Annotated in this window: 13 protein-coding genes; 5 read left to right on the top strand and 8 right to left on the bottom strand. The window is 71.8% G+C overall.

Annotated features, from left to right (window positions below; translation table 11 throughout):
- Window positions 1–22 precede the first annotated feature (22 nt).
- Complete coding sequence (locus ACZZ97_RS10470) at window positions 23–796, bottom strand: class I SAM-dependent methyltransferase (protein WP_314101697.1); 774 nt, start codon at window positions 794–796, stop codon at window positions 23–25.
- Window positions 797–867: 71 nt separating this feature from the next.
- Between ACZZ97_RS10470 and msuE the strand changes: the two genes are divergently transcribed.
- Together msuE and ACZZ97_RS10460 are read left to right on the top strand one after the other, a co-directional pair.
- Window positions 868–1,527 carry an FMN reductase gene (gene msuE / locus ACZZ97_RS10465; protein ID WP_463473102.1) on the top strand — a complete coding sequence of 220 codons (660 nt, stop codon included), beginning with the start codon at window positions 868–870 and terminating at the stop codon, window positions 1,525–1,527.
- Window positions 1,528–1,578: 51 nt separating this feature from the next.
- On the top strand, window positions 1,579–2,001 hold the full coding sequence (locus tag ACZZ97_RS10460) for a hypothetical protein (RefSeq protein WP_463473101.1): 423 nt from the start codon (window positions 1,579–1,581) through the stop codon (window positions 1,999–2,001).
- Between the two features lie 138 nt (window positions 2,002–2,139).
- Here ACZZ97_RS10460 and arfA read toward each other — a convergent pair whose 3' ends face one another.
- From arfA to ACZZ97_RS10440, 4 genes are all read right to left on the bottom strand, one after another.
- Entirely contained in the window at window positions 2,140–3,675 is a 1,536-nt protein-coding gene (gene arfA, locus ACZZ97_RS10455) for an arabinosylfuranosidase ArfA (protein WP_463473100.1), read from the bottom strand.
- An 81-nt stretch (window positions 3,676–3,756) separates the two neighbouring features.
- The gene (locus ACZZ97_RS10450) at window positions 3,757–4,704 is read right to left on the bottom strand and encodes a carbohydrate ABC transporter permease (RefSeq protein WP_314101705.1); all 948 of its coding nucleotides are present in this window, start codon (window positions 4,702–4,704) and stop codon (window positions 3,757–3,759) included.
- Window positions 4,701–5,696 carry a carbohydrate ABC transporter permease gene (locus ACZZ97_RS10445; protein ID WP_399540068.1) on the bottom strand — a complete coding sequence of 332 codons (996 nt, stop codon included), beginning with the start codon at window positions 5,694–5,696 and terminating at the stop codon, window positions 4,701–4,703. The genes ACZZ97_RS10450 and ACZZ97_RS10445 overlap by 4 nt, the downstream gene beginning before the upstream one ends.
- Window positions 5,697–5,761: 65 nt before the next feature.
- Window positions 5,762–7,216: an extracellular solute-binding protein gene (locus tag ACZZ97_RS10440; RefSeq protein ID WP_463473099.1), complete on the bottom strand. Its 1,455-nt coding sequence runs from the start codon at window positions 7,214–7,216 to the stop codon at window positions 5,762–5,764.
- Window positions 7,217–7,444: 228 nt separating this feature from the next.
- On the opposite strand from ACZZ97_RS10440, the gene ACZZ97_RS10435 reads away from it, so the two are divergent.
- Window positions 7,445–8,455 carry a PhzF family phenazine biosynthesis protein gene (locus tag ACZZ97_RS10435; RefSeq protein WP_463473098.1) on the top strand — a complete coding sequence of 337 codons (1,011 nt, stop codon included), beginning with the start codon at window positions 7,445–7,447 and terminating at the stop codon, window positions 8,453–8,455.
- A 149-nt stretch (window positions 8,456–8,604) separates the two neighbouring features.
- Here ACZZ97_RS10435 and ACZZ97_RS10430 read toward each other — a convergent pair whose 3' ends face one another.
- The 3 genes from ACZZ97_RS10430 to hrpA all read right to left on the bottom strand — a co-directional run bounded on the left by ACZZ97_RS10430 (window position 8,605) and on the right by hrpA (window position 14,068).
- Entirely contained in the window at window positions 8,605–8,778 is a 174-nt protein-coding gene (locus ACZZ97_RS10430) for a hypothetical protein (protein ID WP_463473097.1), read from the bottom strand.
- Between the two features lie 157 nt (window positions 8,779–8,935).
- Window positions 8,936–9,949, bottom strand: a complete 1,014-nt coding sequence (locus tag ACZZ97_RS10425) for a LacI family DNA-binding transcriptional regulator (RefSeq protein ID WP_463473096.1) — start codon at window positions 9,947–9,949, stop codon at window positions 8,936–8,938.
- 135 nt (window positions 9,950–10,084) lie between these two features.
- On the bottom strand, window positions 10,085–14,068 hold the full coding sequence (gene hrpA, locus ACZZ97_RS10420) for an ATP-dependent RNA helicase HrpA (protein ID WP_463473095.1): 3,984 nt from the start codon (window positions 14,066–14,068) through the stop codon (window positions 10,085–10,087).
- A 139-nt stretch (window positions 14,069–14,207) separates the two neighbouring features.
- On the opposite strand from hrpA, the gene ACZZ97_RS10415 reads away from it, so the two are divergent.
- Together ACZZ97_RS10415 and ACZZ97_RS10410 are read left to right on the top strand one after the other, a co-directional pair.
- A complete protein-coding gene (locus tag ACZZ97_RS10415) occupies window positions 14,208–14,768 on the top strand; it encodes a hypothetical protein (protein WP_463473094.1) in 561 nt (186 codons plus the stop codon).
- A 319-nt stretch (window positions 14,769–15,087) separates the two neighbouring features.
- Complete coding sequence (locus ACZZ97_RS10410) at window positions 15,088–15,714, top strand: ArsR/SmtB family transcription factor (RefSeq protein ID WP_463473093.1); 627 nt, start codon at window positions 15,088–15,090, stop codon at window positions 15,712–15,714.
- Window positions 15,715–15,906 lie beyond the last annotated feature (192 nt).

The following is a 15,906-nucleotide window of genomic DNA, read 5'->3' as shown; positions in this document are numbered from 1 at the left end:
CCCCCACCGTAGGGCCCGTCGCTCAGCCGGGCAGCACCGCCCGGCTGGCCCGGGTCACGTACGGCAGGCGGACCACCTCGGCGCGACGGGTGTCGGGGTGCGTGTCGAAGAGCTGGCCCACGTCGCGGAGCACCTGGGCGCGGTCGTCCTCGGACAGCGTGATGACGTAGCTGCGCGACGCGATCATCGCGAGCAGCTCGTCGCGGCCGAGCTCGTGCACCCACGGGAAGTCGCGGCGCTCGATCGGGGCGAAGGGCTCGCCGACCGTGGGCGCGTCGGACGACATGTCGCGCTCGGCGGGGGAGTGCATCACCTGCGACAGCTCGGCGAGCCAGGGCACCGTCTCGTCGCGGATGTTCCAGAGCAGGGCGAGCGTGCCGCCGGGCCGCAGCACCCGGGCGACCTCGGGGACGGCGGCCCGCGGGTCGACCCAGTGCCAGGCCTGCGCCACGAAGACGGCGTCGGCCGAGGCGTCGTCGAGCGGCATGGACTCGGCCGACCCGGCGAGCGACCGCGCCTCGGGGACGGCCCGTTCGAGCGCCGCCCGCATGCCGTCGCTCGGCTCGACCGCGGTCACCTGCTCGACGCGCGGCAGCAGCACGCGGGTCAGCTTGCCGGTGCCCGCGCCGAGGTCGACGACGTGCCGGGCGCCCTGCGGCAGCAGCCACTCGACCGCCTCGACCGGGTAGGAGGGGCGGCCGCGTTCGTAGACGTCCGCCGCCTGGCCGAACGAGGAGGCGAGGGTGCTGAGGGGGTCGGCCGGATCGAAGCCGTGCGCGTGCATGGTCGGGTTCACGCGACCACTGTCGCATGACTCACGGCGTCACACGGCTTCGTTACGCGTCGCCTCCGGAGCACCATGGCTGCATGACGCAGACACCTCCGCAGCCGCTCCGTGTCGTCGCCGTGTCGGGCACGCTGAGCTCGCCCTCGAAGACGGACGCGCTCGTCGACGCCGTCCTCGACGAGCTCGCCCTCGTGCTGCCGATCGAGCGGCACGTGATCCGCGTGAGCGAGCTCGGTCCGCTCTTCGCCGGCGCGCTGACCCGCGACCAGCTCGACGAACGGGTCGAGCGCGAGCTCCGTGCCGTCGAGGGCGCCGACCTGCTGATCGCGGCCTCGCCGGTCTACCGCGCCTCCTTCACGGGGCTGTTCAAGCACTTCTTCGACTTCGTCGAGCAGTACGCGCTGGTCGACGTGCCGGTGTTGCTCGCGGCGACGGGCGGCAGCGAGCGGCACGCGCTGATCCTCGAGCACTCGCTGCGGCCGCTGTTCGGCTTCTTCCAGGCGCTGACGCTGCCCCTCGGCGTCTACGCGCACGCCAGCGACTTCACCGATCGCCGCGTGACGGCGCCGCTGCTGCAGGAGCGCGTCCGGGCCGCGATCGCCCGGGGCCTGCCCCTGATCCGGTCGAGCGTCGACGAGAAGCGGCGCACCGAGCGTGCGCTCAGCGGCGTGGGCGACGAGCTCGACGCGCTCCCGACGCCGACCGCCCAGGACGCGACGCCGGTCCGGCTCTACAGCTGACGTCCCGCTCTGGGGGAGGTGGCCCTCGGCATCGTGTGCTTAGGGTGGAGCGTGCCTGACGAGACCCCGACTCCCGAGACCACGCCCCGAGACGTCGCCGTCGCCCGTGCCGAGATCCGCGACGACGAGGCCAAGCGCGTCATCGGCATGCTCGCTGCCGGCGAGCTGCCGCGCCGTGCCGCCCAGTGGGTCGCCGACGGGGTCGACGACGACGCGGCACGCGAGCTCGCCGCCGCGACCGGGCGCACCGAGGAGGAGCGGGTCGGCCTCCTGGAGCGCCTCGCCGCCGCCCAGGGACTCGGCTTCCCGACCACGCGCGAGGCCCGCGCGCACCACGGCCAGAGCGTGATCGCGTCGATGACCGCGTCGTCCGCGGCGGGCGACTCGCTGTCGTTCTCGAACTCGTTCAGCGACACGATCGAGGAGTCGGTGCGCGACTCGATCTCGCGGCTGTTCCCGCGGCGCAAGAAGTAGGCCGCGCGCGCCCGGGGCTGGGCGGCCGCGCCGGAAAGCGAGACACATCGGCGTCCCGAGTGGTCAAGGACGCCGGTGCTGCGGCTGACGACAGGGGGATCCCTCTCAAAATTGAGAGGGATCCCCCTGCGGTGCGACTCAGGCCTTCGCGACCTCGAGCTCGACGACCGCCCACGACAGGGCGGGCAGCGTCAGGCGGACGCTGCCGCCGTCGACCGTGACGCCGTCGAGCGGCACGAGGCCGACCGCGTCCTGCGCGTCGACGGTGTTGGCGGTGAAGCGGTCGCCGCCCTCCGGCACCGCCAGCACCTCGGCACGGACGACCCGGCCGTCCGCGAAGCCACGGAGGACGAGCTCGACGTCCGCCGCCTCCTCCAGCCCGCGGTTGGCGAGGAAGAACGCGATGCGCCCCGTCTCCTCGTCCCACGTCGAGCTGACGTCGACGAGGTCGGCGTCTCCGTACTTGGGGGTGTCGATCTTGTCGCTGGTGACCTGCGTGCGGAGGATCTCGCCCTGGGCCAGCGCCGCCATGCGGGCGAACGGCCAGAAGATCGTCTGGCGCCAGGCGGGCCCGCCCTGCTCGCTGCGGATCGGGGCGATCACGTTGACGAGCTGGGCCTGGTTGGCGATCTTGACGCGGTCGCCGTGGCGCAGCAGCGAGTTGAGGAACGTGCCGACGACGACCGCGTCGGTCACGTTGTACTGGTCCTCGATGAGGCGCGGGTGCTCGACCCAGCCCTTCGAGACGTTGTGCGGCTGGTCGTCGGTGTCGAGGCCCGTCTGGTACCACACGTTCCACTCGTCGAACGAGATGTGCACCTGCTTGTCGTGCTTGCCGGCGGCCTTGACGCCGTCGATCGTCGAGACGACCTCCTCGATGAAGGCGTCCATGTCGACCGCCGTCGCGAGGAAGCTCGTCGCGTCGCCGTCGTGCTCCTGGTAGTAGGCGTGCATCGAGACGTAGTCGACCTCGTCGTAGGCGTGGGTGAGCACCTCGTGCTCCCACGTGCCGAAGGTCGGCATGCCGCGGCCCGAGCTGCCGACCGCGACGAGCTCGATGCTCGGGTCGACGAACTTCATGGCCTTGGCGGCCTCCTGGGCGAGGCGGCCGTACTCGGTGGCCGTCTTGTGGCCGATCTGCCAGGGGCCGTCGAGCTCGTTGCCGAGGCACCAGAGCTTGATGTCGAACGGGTCGGCCGCGCCGTTGGCGATGCGGCGGTCGCTGAGGGCCGTGCCGCCGGGGTGGTTCGCGTACTCGACGAGCTCGCGGGCCGCGTCGACGCCGCGGGTGCCGAGGTTGACGGCCTCCATCACCTCGACCTCGGCGAGCTTCGACCACTCGACGAACTCGTGCAGGCCGAACGCGTTCGACTCGACGGTGTGCCACGCGCCGTCGAGGCGGCGGGGGCGCTGGTCGACCGGTCCGACGCCGTCCTCCCAGTTGTAGCCGGAGACGAAGTTGCCGCCGGGGTAGCGGACGACGGTCGCGCCGAGCTCCTTGGTGAGGGCGAGCACGTCGCGACGGAAGCCCTTCTCGTCGGCGGTCTCGTGGCCGGGCTCGTAGATGCCGGTGTACACGCACCGGCCCATGTGCTCGACGAACGAGCCGAACAGGCGGCGCGGCACGGTGCCGATCGTGAACTCGCGGTCGACGGTGATGCGGGCGGTGGTCATGGTTCTCCTAGGTAGAGGGGGAGCGGCGTGCTGGCGGGTGGTCGGTCGGTGAGGAGGTGCGGGTCGAGGAGGCGCGGGTCGCTACTGCCCCCCGAAGCCGGTGGTCGAGATGCCCTTGATGATCTGCCTCTGGAAGAACAGGAACACCAGGATGAGCGGGAGCGCCGCCAGGATCGCCGCGGCCATGTTCTGCGCGTACTGGATGCCGTAGGCGCTCTTGATGGTCTGCAGGCCGACGGGCAGCGTGAGCAGCGACGCGTCGTTGGTGACGATGAAGGGCCAGAGGAAGTTGTTCCACGCGCCGATGAACACGAAGATCGACACCGCTCCGAGGATGGGGCGCGACAGGGGCAGCAGGATCGTGAAGAAGACCCGGATGCGTCCGGCGCCGTCGACCCGGGCCGCGTCCTCGAGCTCGATCGGCACCTGGTCGAAGAACTTCTTGAGCACGAACACCATGGCGGGCGCGATGGCCTGCGGGAGGATGATGCCCCAGTACGTGTCGACCATGTCGAAGGCGAGCATCTGGTAGAACAGCGGCACGATCAGCACCTGCGGCGGGATGATGATCGACGCGATCGTCGCCACGTAGAGCCACTTCTTGCCGCGGAAGTCGAGCCGCGAGAACGCGTAGGCCACGAGGGCCGAGGTCGCGACGACGATCAGCGTGATGACGATCGAGGTGAGCAGGCTGTTGAACAGCCAGGTCGGGATGTTGCCCTGCTCGAGGATGGCCCGGTAGGCCTGCAGCGTGAAGCCGCCCGCGGGCAGCCAGGTCTGCGGCGTCGCGGCCGCGTCGGCCTCGCTCTTGAACGACGTGGCCAGCGACCAGAGGAACGGCAGCAGCCAGAGCACGGCCAGCACGACGAGGACGACGATGCTGAGCACGCCCATGACGCCGAAGCGCTGCTTGCCGGGTGCGTGGCCGTGGCTGCCGCCTCCTCGGCTGGCACCTCGGACGCGCTCGGCGGTGGGGGCTCGGAGGTCGCCGCCGGGCGTTGCGGCAGGGGCGACGGCAGGTGCGGTCATCGCTGGGCTCCCTTGCGGTTGCGGGCCGTGATCGAGAACTGGGCGATCGAGATGACCACGATCACGGCGAAGAAGATGTACGAGATGGCGCTGGAGTAGCCGAAGCGGTAGCCGGTGAAGCCCGACTCGAAGATGTACTGGACGGTGGACCGGGTGGTGCCCGCCGGCCCGCCGTTGGTCATCTGGTAGATCTGGTCGAAGACCTTGAGCGACGCGAGCACCTGCAGGATGACGATCAGGCCGGTGGTCGGGCCGAGCTGCGGGATCGTGATCGACCAGAGCGAGCGCCAGCGGCCGGCGCCGTCGAGCGAGGCCGCCTCGTACTGCTGGTCGGGGATGTTCTGCAGGGCCGCGAGGTACAGCAGGAAGTTGAAGCCGACGGTCCACCAGACCGTCGTGGCGACGACGGCGATCATGGCCGTGTCCGGGTCTTGCAGCCAGGCGGGCTGCGGCAGCCCGAGCGTGGCGAGCACGTTGTTGATCGGGCCGAGGGTCGGGCTGTAGAGCTGGATCCAGAACAGCGACACGACGGTCGACGCCAGCAGGTACGGCAGGAAGAAACTGAGCCGCCAGAGCCACTGGCCCGGCAGGCCGGTGTTGACCAGCAACGCGAGCACGAGCGCGACCGCGACCAGCGGGATCGTGCTGAGGATCGTGAACCAGAACGTGTTGAGCATCGAGCGCCACATGGCGCCGTCCGCGAAGGCCTCGGCGTAGTTGGCGAAGCCGATCAGCTCGCCGCCCTGGCCCGTCAGGCTCTGCCCGGTGAAGCTCAGGTAGAGGCCGTGCAGGAGGGGCCAGACGAGGAACAGGGCGAACAGGATCGTGAACGGGGCGGCGAAGCCCCAGCCGATGCGGTTCTCCTTGTGGGCGCCGGGGCGCAGGCGGGTGGTCGTCCCGCCGCCGGTGCCGCCGGCGCGGGCGCGGCTGCCGGTGGTGGCAGGGCTCCGGTCGGCGGGGGCTGCCGGGGTCGTGACCGTCGTGGTCGTCACAGATCGACTCCTTCGTCGTCGTGCAGGGCTGGGTCGTCAGGGAGGGGGAGGAGGAGCGGCTCGGCTCACACCGGGGCGGGGCGGCCGAGCTGCGTGTTCACCCGGTCGACGAACCGCTTCATGCCCGTCGCCGCGTCGTCCTTGGCGAGGACGACGGACTGGATGCTGTCGAGGAAGTACGTCTGGAAGTCCGACCCCGAGCCGGTGAACCAGGCGGGCGGGTCGTAGTTGAGGTACTCGGCTGCCTCGGCGTAGTGCGCCTGGGGGATCAGGTCGGCGTACTCGCTGCTGTCGACCACGGGCCCGTACGCGGGGATGTGCCCGGCCTCGGCCCACGAGATCGAGTCCTTGAGGATGGTCGAGACCATCTTGTACACGTCCTCGCGCTTCGTCTCGTCGACGGTGCTCTGCCGGGGCAGCACGAACGCGTGCGAGTCCGCGTAGACGGCGGGGGTGCCGAACAACGTGGGGATGATGCTCGCGTCGTAGGGGATGCCCGACGCGGCGGCGCTCGGCACCTCCCACACGCCGGTGAAGAGCATGCCGCTCTCGCCCGAGACGAACTCGGCGATGCCCGACTGGATGTCGCTCGCCTCGGCCATCACGGTGCCGTCGGTCATCTGCTGCATGAACTCGAGGGCGGTGACGGCCGCCTCCTCGTCGTACTCGACGGTCCCGCCCTCGCGGAGCTCCATGTCGGCGCCCTGCTGCTTGTAGAACGTGTAGAACATGCGCCAGAGCTGGGCGCCGTCGTTGAGGTACCCCCACGAGGCGCCGTGCTTGCCGGTGACGGCCTGCATCGCGGTCGCGACCTCGAGGAACTGCTCGGGGCTCGTGATCTCGGCGAGCTGCCCGTCGGGGCCGAGGACGCCGGCCTGGGCGGCGATGTCGGTGTTGTACAGCAGGATGAACGGGTGCGAGTCGAGCGCGACCGAGTACAGCTGGTCGCCGCTGAAGCCGGCCTTCCAGACCGCCGGTGCGAAGTCCTCTTCTCGGAGGCCGTACGAGGCGAGCTTCTCGACGTCCCACGCGTCGAGCAGGCCGCCGGGCGCGTAGCCGGGCACCCGTGACGCGTGCATGATCGCGACGTCCGGGGCGCGGCCGCCGGCCGACGCCATGGCGAGCTTCGTGTAGTACGGCGTGCCCCAGGCGAGCACGGTCTGCGTCGCGTGGAACTCGGGGTTCTGCTCGTTTGCCTGGTCGACGAGGGCGGACATCTTGACGCCGTCGCCCCCGCTCAGCAGGTGCCAGAACTTGAGCTGCTCGACCGTCGCGCCGGAGGCGGTGGTCGCGCCGGTCGCACAGCCCGAGAGGGCGGTGGCTGCGAAGGCGGTGCCGAGCAGGGCCGCGCCGCCGACGAGGACGCCGCGGCGGCTGAGGCCTGTTCCGGTGGCGTCCGCGCTGCTGGTGCTGCGGCTGCGGCTGCGGCTGCTGCTGTCGCGGGCACCGTGGTGGCGGGTCGCGGGCGGGCCGGCCTCGGCGTCTGGGCGGCTGCGGGCGGGGTGGTCGGGCAGGGTCATGTTCACTCCTTCGTGACGTGTGACTGCTCGCACTATTCCATCGTTGTAATCGGAGCGCAAGGGCTACCGCACCGCGTTTCGTGCACCGCACCGCGTCTAGACCCGGTGCGGTGCACGAAACTCGGTGCGGTCACCAGCGGGGGTGTTCGGAGGCGGCCAACGCCCGACGAGTGGCCCTTGCCCCGAGGAGGCGGCAGCCAGGAAGGTGGGGCGGTGACAGATCCGCACATGCCAGCGCCTGCCTCCTCGACCGATGCCCGTCCGCATCGGCTCGACGTGCCCGGCGCAGGGCCCGCGGTGCTGCGGCTGACCGCGTTCGCGGACGGGCCGGGCGGCGGCAACCCCGCCGGGGTGGTGCTCGACGCGTCGACGCTCGACCGCGCGCAGATGCAGCAGATCGCCGCCGAGGTCGGCTACGCCGAGACCGCGTTCGTCGTCGACGGAACCGTCGGAGGCGACGACCGCGCGGTGCGGACCCGCTACTTCTCGCCGATCGCCGAGGTGCCGTTCTGCGGGCACGCGACGATCGCGACCGCCGTGGCGCTCGCCGAGGCGCGGGGCCCCGGGTCGTTCCGCTTCGAGACGGCCGTCGGCCCGGTCGTCATCGAGACCACGCAGGAGGCGGGGGCCCGGGGCGAGGACGTGCTGCGCGCCTCCTTCGCCAGCGTCGAGCCGAGCACCCGTGCCCTCGACGACGCGGTCGCCGACGAGCTGCTCGGCCTCCTCGGGCTGGTGCGCGACGACGTCGATCCGGGGTGGCCGCTGTCGGAGGTGTTCGCCGGCAACTGGCACCCGGTCGTGGCCTTGCGGTCGCTCGCGGTGTTCGACTCGTTCGGGTTCGACCCCGACCCGGTGCGCGAGCTGATGGATCGGCAGGGCTGGACGGGCACCGTCACGGTCGTCTGCACCGAGAGCGTGGACTTCGCGGCTGGCGCTGGCGCTGGCGCTGCCGCTGCCGCTGCTGCCGCTGCTGCCGCGACCCGCGGAGCCGGCACCGAGCTGCCCGCGATCGAGGCGCGCAACCTGTTCCCCGTCGGCGACATCACCGAGGACCCCGCGACAGGGTCGGCGGCCGCCGCCCTCGGGGCGTACCTCCGGGCTGTCGGCCTGCTCGCGCCTCCGGCCCGGTTCGCGGTGCGGCAGGGCAGGCACGTCGGCCGTCCGAGCCTGCTCACGGTCGACGTGCCCGCGACCGGCGGCATCACGGTCAGCGGCACCGCGAGCCTCGTCGTCGGCTGACCCGGCGGCGCAGCCGCTGCCGCCGCCCGCAGCAGCACCACACCCCGGATTCCGCACTACACGCCGGATTCCGCACTACACCCCGAGGAATCGAGGTGTCGTGCGGCTTCCGGGGTGTTGCGCTGTTCCGGGGCTGGTGCGGGGCGGCGTCAGCCCTCGGCGTCGAGCTGCTTCGCGCGGGCGAGGATCACGCCCGCGACGGTGCGGATCGGGTCGTTGCGGCCGAGGGCGGCCGACAGCTCGTGCTGCAGCTGCAGCGACTGCTCGGTGGTGAGCTCGGGCGACGAGATCGAGTCGGTGACGGTGTCGTAGGTGATGCGCACGGGGTCCTCCTGGTCGGTGGGCGAGCCTCGACCCTGCCATGCAGGCAGGGGCTGCGCGCCCCCCTTGACGACGGCGCACATCGGGGGTGCGGCGAGCGACTGCCCGAGGTGCGAGGTGCGAGGTGCGAGGTGCGAGGCCCAGGGCCCGCGCACCGCGTCAGGCGTGCGCCGGGGCGGTGCTCTCGCGCCGGACGATCTCGTGCGGGATGATCGCGAGCTCGGGCGGGCGGTCGCGGTCGGCGATGCGCGCCGCCAGCAGCTCGAGCGTGCGCTCGGCGAAGAGCCGCTTGTCGAGGCGCACGGTCGTGAGCGGCGGAAGCGTGAAGCGGCCGTCGGCGATGTCGTCGAAGCCCGCGACCGAGACGTCGTCGGGCACGCGCAGTCCCGCCGCCCACAGGGCGTGCACGGCGCCGATGGCGAGCGAGTCGGTGAAGCAGAAGAGCGCGTCCGGCGGACCGTCGGCGGCGAGTCGCCCGCGCACGGCAGCCGCGCCGGCCTCGGGCGACCACGCTCGACACGACCATCGCAGCGCCGGGTCGACGGGCAGGCCGGCCGCCTCGTGCGCCTGCTGCCAGCCGAGCGTGCGCGCGCGGGCCGTCGCGGTGTCGAAGCCGTCGCCCGAGCTGCCGAGCACGGCGATGCGACGGTGCCCGAGCTCGATCAGGTGCGTGGTCATGTCGCGGGCGGCCGCGACGCTGTCGACCCTGACCTGGTCGACGAGGCTCTGCTCGACCTCGCCGATCACGACGACGGGCGGCAGCGAGACCGCGCCGACGATGGCGCTCTCGTCGAGGCTCACCGGGTTGAGCACGAGCCCGTCGACGAGGTGCTCCTTGCCCCGCAGCAGCAGCTCGCGCTCGCGCTCCGGGCGCATGCCGGTCTGCTCGAGCTGCACCGACCAGCCGCGCTCGTGCGCGACCTCGACGAACCAGTGCGACATCTCGGCGCTGTACGGCGTCGTGAGGTCGGGGAACGCGAGCGCGATCGAGCCCGTGCGGCCGTTGCGCAGCCCTCGCGCGCTCAGGTTGGGCACGTAGTCGAGGGCGGCCACCGCCTCCTCGACGCGCGCCTTCGTCTCGGCACTGACCCGCACCGCCCCCGTGACGACGTTGGAGACCGTCTTCGGCGAGACGCCCGCCCGGGCGGCCACGTCCTTGACCGTCGCTCGCATCCGCCCAGGCTACTGCCGCGCCGCACGTCACTGCGGCGGCCGCCCTCAGCGGCCGCAGCCTCGCACCCCGAAGTGGACAATGCACCCCGTCGTTCCGGGGTGCATCGTCCACAACGGGGTGCAGCACGCCGACCGCTACGCCGAGGCCAGCACCTTGACGATGCGCTGCAGCGACACGCTCTCGCTCGGCCGCAGATCTTGCGCGAAGAGGCTGATCCGGAACTCCTCGAGCATCCACCGTGCGCGCACCAGCGACGGAGGCGCCCCCTCGGCCGGCGGGAACGCCCCGCCCGCCGCCTCGTACCGCTCCGTCGCCTGCTGCACCTCGGTCAGCCACGCCCGGTCGCGCGACGGCGCCTCGAGCAGCTTCGCCGTGCGGCGGGTGATGCCGACGAGGTAGACGGGCACGCGCTGCAGCTGCTGCAGGCCGGTGGCGGAGACGAAGCCCGGGTACACCAGGCGGTCGCGCTGCTGCCGCATGTCGGTGAGCGCCGTGAGCAGCGACATGTTCGTCGCCGCCTTCATCGCCTTGTCGGCGTCGCGAGCCGCCGTCAGGGTGCGCGCCACGAGCGACACCGTCTGGAACATCTGGTCCATCACGGCACCCGACACCCGGTCGCGCACGGTGAGGAACTCCTTCTTCGTGTACAGCTGCCCGTCGGGCTTGACCCGGTGCAGCACGTCGTCGACGACCGCCACCAGGCAGTCGGCGAAGAGGGCGGACGTGTTCTGGTACGGGCTCGTCGCGAGGATCAGCTTCTCGGGCGCCGTGAGGTGCTGCTGCACGTAGGCGACCGGGCTCGGCACGGCGAGCATGAGGAGGCGGCGCACCCCCCTGGGCGTCTCGCGCGCCTGGTCCGCAGGCGTCGCCATCAGGCGGATCGCCACGGAGGCGCCCTCGTCGACCAGCGCCGGGTACGCCCGGATCACGGTGTCGCCGTGCCGCGTGTCGACGACGGTCGGCAGCTCGTCGAAGTCCCACGAGGTGAGGCCGCTGCGCTCGATGGCGTTCGCAGGGGCGGCGGTCGCGGCGTCGGGGCGACCGCCCTCGGGGCTGCCGCGTCCTCGTCGGCCGCGACCCGCGCCTCCTGCGCCCTGGCCCTGGGTGACCCGCGCGACGCTCTCGCGCATGTCGTCGCTCAGCCGGTGCTGCAGCTCGTCGAGCGACTTGCCCGCACCGACCGTGCGACCGCGCTCGTCGACGACCGCCCACGTCACGCGCAGGTGCGCGGGCACGCGCTCGAGGTCGAAGTCGGCGGCGTCGACGGGTGTGTAGGTCAGCTTCTTGATGACGGAGGCGAGCGTCGCGGTGAACGACTCGGCGACGTCGTGCGGCGGCTCGGCCGGCAGCTCGGCGGTGATCTTCGACGCCCAGTCGGCGGCGGGCACGACGTTCTTGCGGATCTGCTTCGGCAGCGACTTGATCAGCGACGTCACGAGCTCGTCGCGGAGGCCCGGCACCTGCCAGTCGAACCCGGCCGGCCGGAGGCGCGCCAGCAGCGGCAGGGGCACTACCACCGTCACGCCGTCGTCGTCGGCACCCGGCTCGAACTTGTAGCGCAGGGTGAGCGTCTGGTCGCCCTGCCGCCACGTGCTCGGGAACCCGGCCTCGTCGACGTCGGGCTCGTCGTCGCCGAGCAGGTCGGCGGCGGTCATCGTGAGGAGGTCGGGCGTCTCCTGCTTGGCCTTGCGCCACCAGCCCTCGAAGTCGCGGGTGCTCGTGACCTCGGCGGGCACGCGGCGCTGGAAGAACTCGAACGCGGCGTCGCCGTCGACGAGGATGTCACGACGACGGGTGCGCTCCTCCACCTCGGTGAGCTCGCGGATCAGCTGCTGGTTGGCCTTCTCGAACGACTGCCGGCTCTCCCAGTCGCCCTCGACGAGGGCGTGCCGGATGAAGAGCTCGCGCGCGTAGCCGGGGTCGATCCGCGAGAACTGGATGCGCCTCCTCGGCACGATCGGGACGCCGTAGAGCGTCACGCGCTCGTAGGCGACGACCGAGCCCTGCTTCTTCTCCCAGTGCGGCTCGCCGTAGCTGCGCTTCACGAGGTCGGGGGCGAGCGGCTCGGCCCAGGCCGGGTCGATCGCGCCGTTGACTCGCGCGAAGAGGCGGCTCGTCTCGACGAGCTCGGCGCTCATGATCGCGGCGGGCTGCTTCTTGGCCAACGAGCTGCCGGGGAACACCAGGAACCGCGTCTGGCGGGCGCCGACGTAGTCCTTCTTCTGCGGGTCGAGCAGGCCGATCTGGCTGAGCAGGCCGGCGAGCAGGCTGCGGTGCACGCCGTCGGGGTTCGTGCTGCGCTCGCCGACGTGCAGCCCGAGGGGCTTGGCCGCCCGCAGCAGCTGGCGGTAGACGTCCTGCCACTCGCGCACGCGGAGGTAGTTGAGGTACTCCTCTCGGCAGAGGCGCTTGAACGCGTTGCCGGTGAGCTCGTCCTTCTTGTCCTCCAGGTGGTTCCAGAGGTTGAGGAGCGTCATGAAGTCGCCCTGCGGGTCCTTGAAGCGCGCGTGCGCCTCGTCGGCCTGCGCGCGCCGCTCGAGCGGACGCTCGCGAGGATCTTGGATGCTGAGCGCCGCGACGATCGCGAGCACCTCGCGGGTGGTGCCGTGCACCTTGGACTCGACGGCCATGCGGGCCAGGCGGGGGTCGATGGGCAGGCGCGTCAGCTGCTTGCCGACGCGGGTGATCTGGCCGCCCTGGGTGACGGCGCCGAGCTCGCGCAGCAGGTCGAGGCCGTCCTTGATGCCGCGCGAGTCCGGCGGCTGGAGGAACGGGAACGCCGCGATGTCGCCGAGGCCGAGCGAGATCATCTGGAGGATGACGGCGGCGAGGTTCGTGCGGAGGATCTCGGGCTCGGTGAACTCGTCGCGCTTCTCGAAGTCGGTCTCGCTGTAGAGCCGGATCGCGATGCCGTCGCTCGTGCGGCCCGAGCGGCCGGAGCGCTGGTTCGCGCTCGCCTGCGAGATCGCCTCGATGGGGAGGCGCTGCACCTTCGCGCGGGTCGAGTAGCGGCTGATGCGGGCGGTGCCGGCGTCGATCACGTACTTGATGCCCGGGACGGTGAGGCTGGTCTCGGCGACGTTCGTCGCGAGGACGATGCGGCGTCTGGTCCCGGCCGTGGGGCTCGGCTGGAAGACACGGTGCTGGTCGGCCGCGCTCAGGCGGCCGTAGAGGGGCAGCACCTCGGTCTGCGGCAGGTTGCGCGCCCGGATCGCGTCCTCGGCGTCGCGGATCTCGTTCTCGCCGCTGAGGAACACGAGCACGTCGCCCGAGCTCTCCCGGGCCAGCTCGTCGAGGGCCTCGTTGATGCCCTGCAGGTAGTCCTTGTCGTCGGCGCGCTGCCTCGGGTCGCCGGCCCGTGCCTCCTTGGCTCGCCGGGCTGCGGCACCGGGGCGGCCGGGCTCGCCGCGGCGGCGCCCGTCGTCACGTCGGGAGTCGTCGCGTCGCGCGGCCTGGCGAGCCGGGGCCGGGGCGTCGTCCAGCTCGTCCAGGTCGTCGACGTCGCGGTCGTCGTCGGCCGTGGTGTCGTCGGCGACGAGCGGACGGTAGCGGATCTCGACCGGGTAGGTGCGGCCCGAGACCTCGACGATCGGCGCACCGTCGAAGTGCTGCGAGAACGACTCGGGGTCGATGGTCGCGCTCGTGATGATCAGCTTGAGGTCGGGCCGACGCGGCAGCAGCTGCTTCAGGTACCCGAGCAGGAAGTCGATGGTCAGGCTGCGCTCGTGCGCCTCGTCGATGATGATCGTGTCGTACCGCTTCAGCTCGCGGTCGAAGTGGATCTCGTTCAGCAGGATGCCGTCGGTCATCAGCTTAATCTGCGTGTCGGCGCCGACCTTGTCGGTGAACCGCACCTGGTAGCCGACGAGCCCGCCGACCTCCTCGCCCAGCTCCTCCGCGATGCGCTCGCTGATCGTGCGTGCGGCGATGCGGCGCGGCTGGGTGTGCCCGATGCTGGTGCGGCCGAGCTCGAGGCAGATCTTGGGCAGCTGCGTCGTCTTGCCCGAGCCCGTGGAGCCCGCGACGATGACGACCTGGTGGTCGCGGATCGCGGCGGCGATGTCGTCGCGTCTCTGGCTGACCGGCAGCTCGGGGGGATAGGTGATGGTGGGCGACATGAGCCCTCCATCGTAAGCCGCACGGGCTGGGGAGCGCTCCCCGCAGTGCTCCCTCCCCTCGGGTCGCGTAGGGGGCGGCGTCCCCACCAGGTGTGGACACGAGGAGGCGCGGGTCGGCCTGCACGGCAACCTCGCTCCCATGATCCTCACGAACCGCTTGCTCGCCGCTTCCTCGTCCGCCGCCTCCCCGTCCGCCGCCTCCCTCGGTGCGGCCTCGCCGCTGGCCGTCATGACCGATCCGCTCTGCGTCTGCGTCCTCGACGTGCTCGAGCACGGCGCGCGGGCGGCCTCGCAGCTCGTCGCCGAGGCGTCGCGACGGCTCGGCCCCTCGGCGGGCGGCCCCGCGTTCGTCGCCTCGCGAGTCGCCCTGCTGGTCGCGTCGGGCTTCGTGGAGGCCAGCGATCCGCCGCCGGGCTCGGCCGCCGGGGCCGGAACCGTCCTGTCCGTCGCCGAGCGGCGGTCGTGCGAGCTGCTCGACGCCCTCGCGGAGGCGGTGGCCGAGGTCCGCGACGCCGGTGACGTCCAACAGGAACAGGACCTCGTCGACGCACTCGAGGCGGCATGGGCCGCACGCGACGGCCGGCGATCGGGCCTTCGCGGCGTCGACGAGTTCCGTGCCTCCGAGGCCGGTCGCCGCCACGCGCGTCGGGTCGCCGAGGGCACGCTCGGCCAGCCGGGCTCGCCCTTCGCCGCAGGGTGAGGGGAGGCGTGTCCTTCGTCGGCGTGCTGCGGCGGCGGCGGCCTGCGGACTCTCCGCTGTGGGGGTGTGAACGCGCTCTGGCTGTTCCGTCACGGAACGGAGCGACCACGCCGGGGGTCGAGGTGCCGCGAGTGCTGATCCGTCACGGAACGGAGCGATCACACTGCGGTTCGAGGTGCACCGAGTGCTGATCCGTCACGGAGCGGAGCGATCACATCGCGGTTCGATGTGCTCCGAGTGCTGATCCGTCACGGAGCGGAGCGATCACATCGCGGTTCGATGTGCTTCGAGTGCTGATCCGTCACGAGAGGGAGCGACCATGGACGACCTGAACCGTCCTGCTCTCCACGCCGACCCGGCCCCTCGTCGCTACGACGGGCCGCCCGGCCAGGAGCAGGGCGAACGCGGTGCGTCGCCCACGGCGCGTCGTGGACGCCCGCGTCGTCGCTCTGCCGGATCGCGGGCGATGCATCCCTTCGAGGTCCTCGGCGACGTGACGAGGCGGGAACTGGTGGAGGTGCTCGCGATCGGCCGGCAGACGTCGGGCGATCTCGCGAGCATCCTCCACGAGCGACGCGCCGTGGGGTGGTCGAGCGTGTCCCAGCACCTCGGGGTGCTGCTCGAATCGGGCTTCGTCGTCGTCGAGCAGGACGGCCCCCGGCGCTGGTACCACCTGCGCGACGACTGGCTCGACCTCGTCGCGGCGGGGCTCGACGAGCTACGACGTGCCTGGGACGAGGGTGCGTCGTCCCGAGAGCTGGGCGCCGGTCCTGCAGTGATGGCTCGACGGATCCGGACGGGCGACGTCGTCCTCAGGGAGCCGGGCGATCCGGTGCCGCCGCTACGGGACGCCAGGCGGGGGCGCAACGGACTCGACCTCAGCGCCCGCGGCGTCGGTCGGAGCCACTGGAGCGACGACGCCGACGGCAGCAGCGACCTCGACTGACGCGGCCCTGTCCGTGTTCCGTTTCGTGACGGATCAGGCTGGGTGGCCCTGTCCGTGTTCCGTTTCGTGATGGATCGGGCTGGGCGGCCGAGAATAGGGGAGGGGCTGTTCCGTCTCGTGACGGATCAGGTTGGGTGGCCCTGTCCGTGTTCCGTTTCGTGACGGATCAGGCTGGGTGGCCGAGATCAGGGG

The sequence above is a fragment of the Frigoribacterium sp. AC512 genome (assembly GCF_979258295.1).
This window is presented reverse-complemented; position numbering and strand designations above follow the sequence as displayed.

What these genes read in the sequence shown, in the direction of transcription:
- hrpA (WP_463473095.1), bottom strand. Translation starts at nt 14,068, where the DNA reads ATGTCGCCCACCATCACCTATCCCCCCGAGCTGCCGGTCAGCCAGAGA.
- ACZZ97_RS10410 (WP_463473093.1), top strand. Translation starts at nt 15,088, where the DNA reads ATGGACGACCTGAACCGTCCTGCTCTCCACGCCGACCCGGCCCCTCGT.
- ACZZ97_RS10435 (WP_463473098.1), top strand. Translation starts at nt 7,445, where the DNA reads ATGCCAGCGCCTGCCTCCTCGACCGATGCCCGTCCGCATCGGCTCGAC.
- ACZZ97_RS10450 (WP_314101705.1), bottom strand. Translation starts at nt 4,704, where the DNA reads ATGACCGCACCTGCCGTCGCCCCTGCCGCAACGCCCGGCGGCGACCTC.
- ACZZ97_RS10425 (WP_463473096.1), bottom strand. Translation starts at nt 9,949, where the DNA reads ATGCGAGCGACGGTCAAGGACGTGGCCGCCCGGGCGGGCGTCTCGCCG.
- arfA (WP_463473100.1), bottom strand. Translation starts at nt 3,675, where the DNA reads ATGACCACCGCCCGCATCACCGTCGACCGCGAGTTCACGATCGGCACC.
- ACZZ97_RS10440 (WP_463473099.1), bottom strand. Translation starts at nt 7,216, where the DNA reads ATGACCCTGCCCGACCACCCCGCCCGCAGCCGCCCAGACGCCGAGGCC.
- msuE (WP_463473102.1), top strand. Translation starts at nt 868, where the DNA reads ATGACGCAGACACCTCCGCAGCCGCTCCGTGTCGTCGCCGTGTCGGGC.
- ACZZ97_RS10415 (WP_463473094.1), top strand. Translation starts at nt 14,208, where the DNA reads ATGATCCTCACGAACCGCTTGCTCGCCGCTTCCTCGTCCGCCGCCTCC.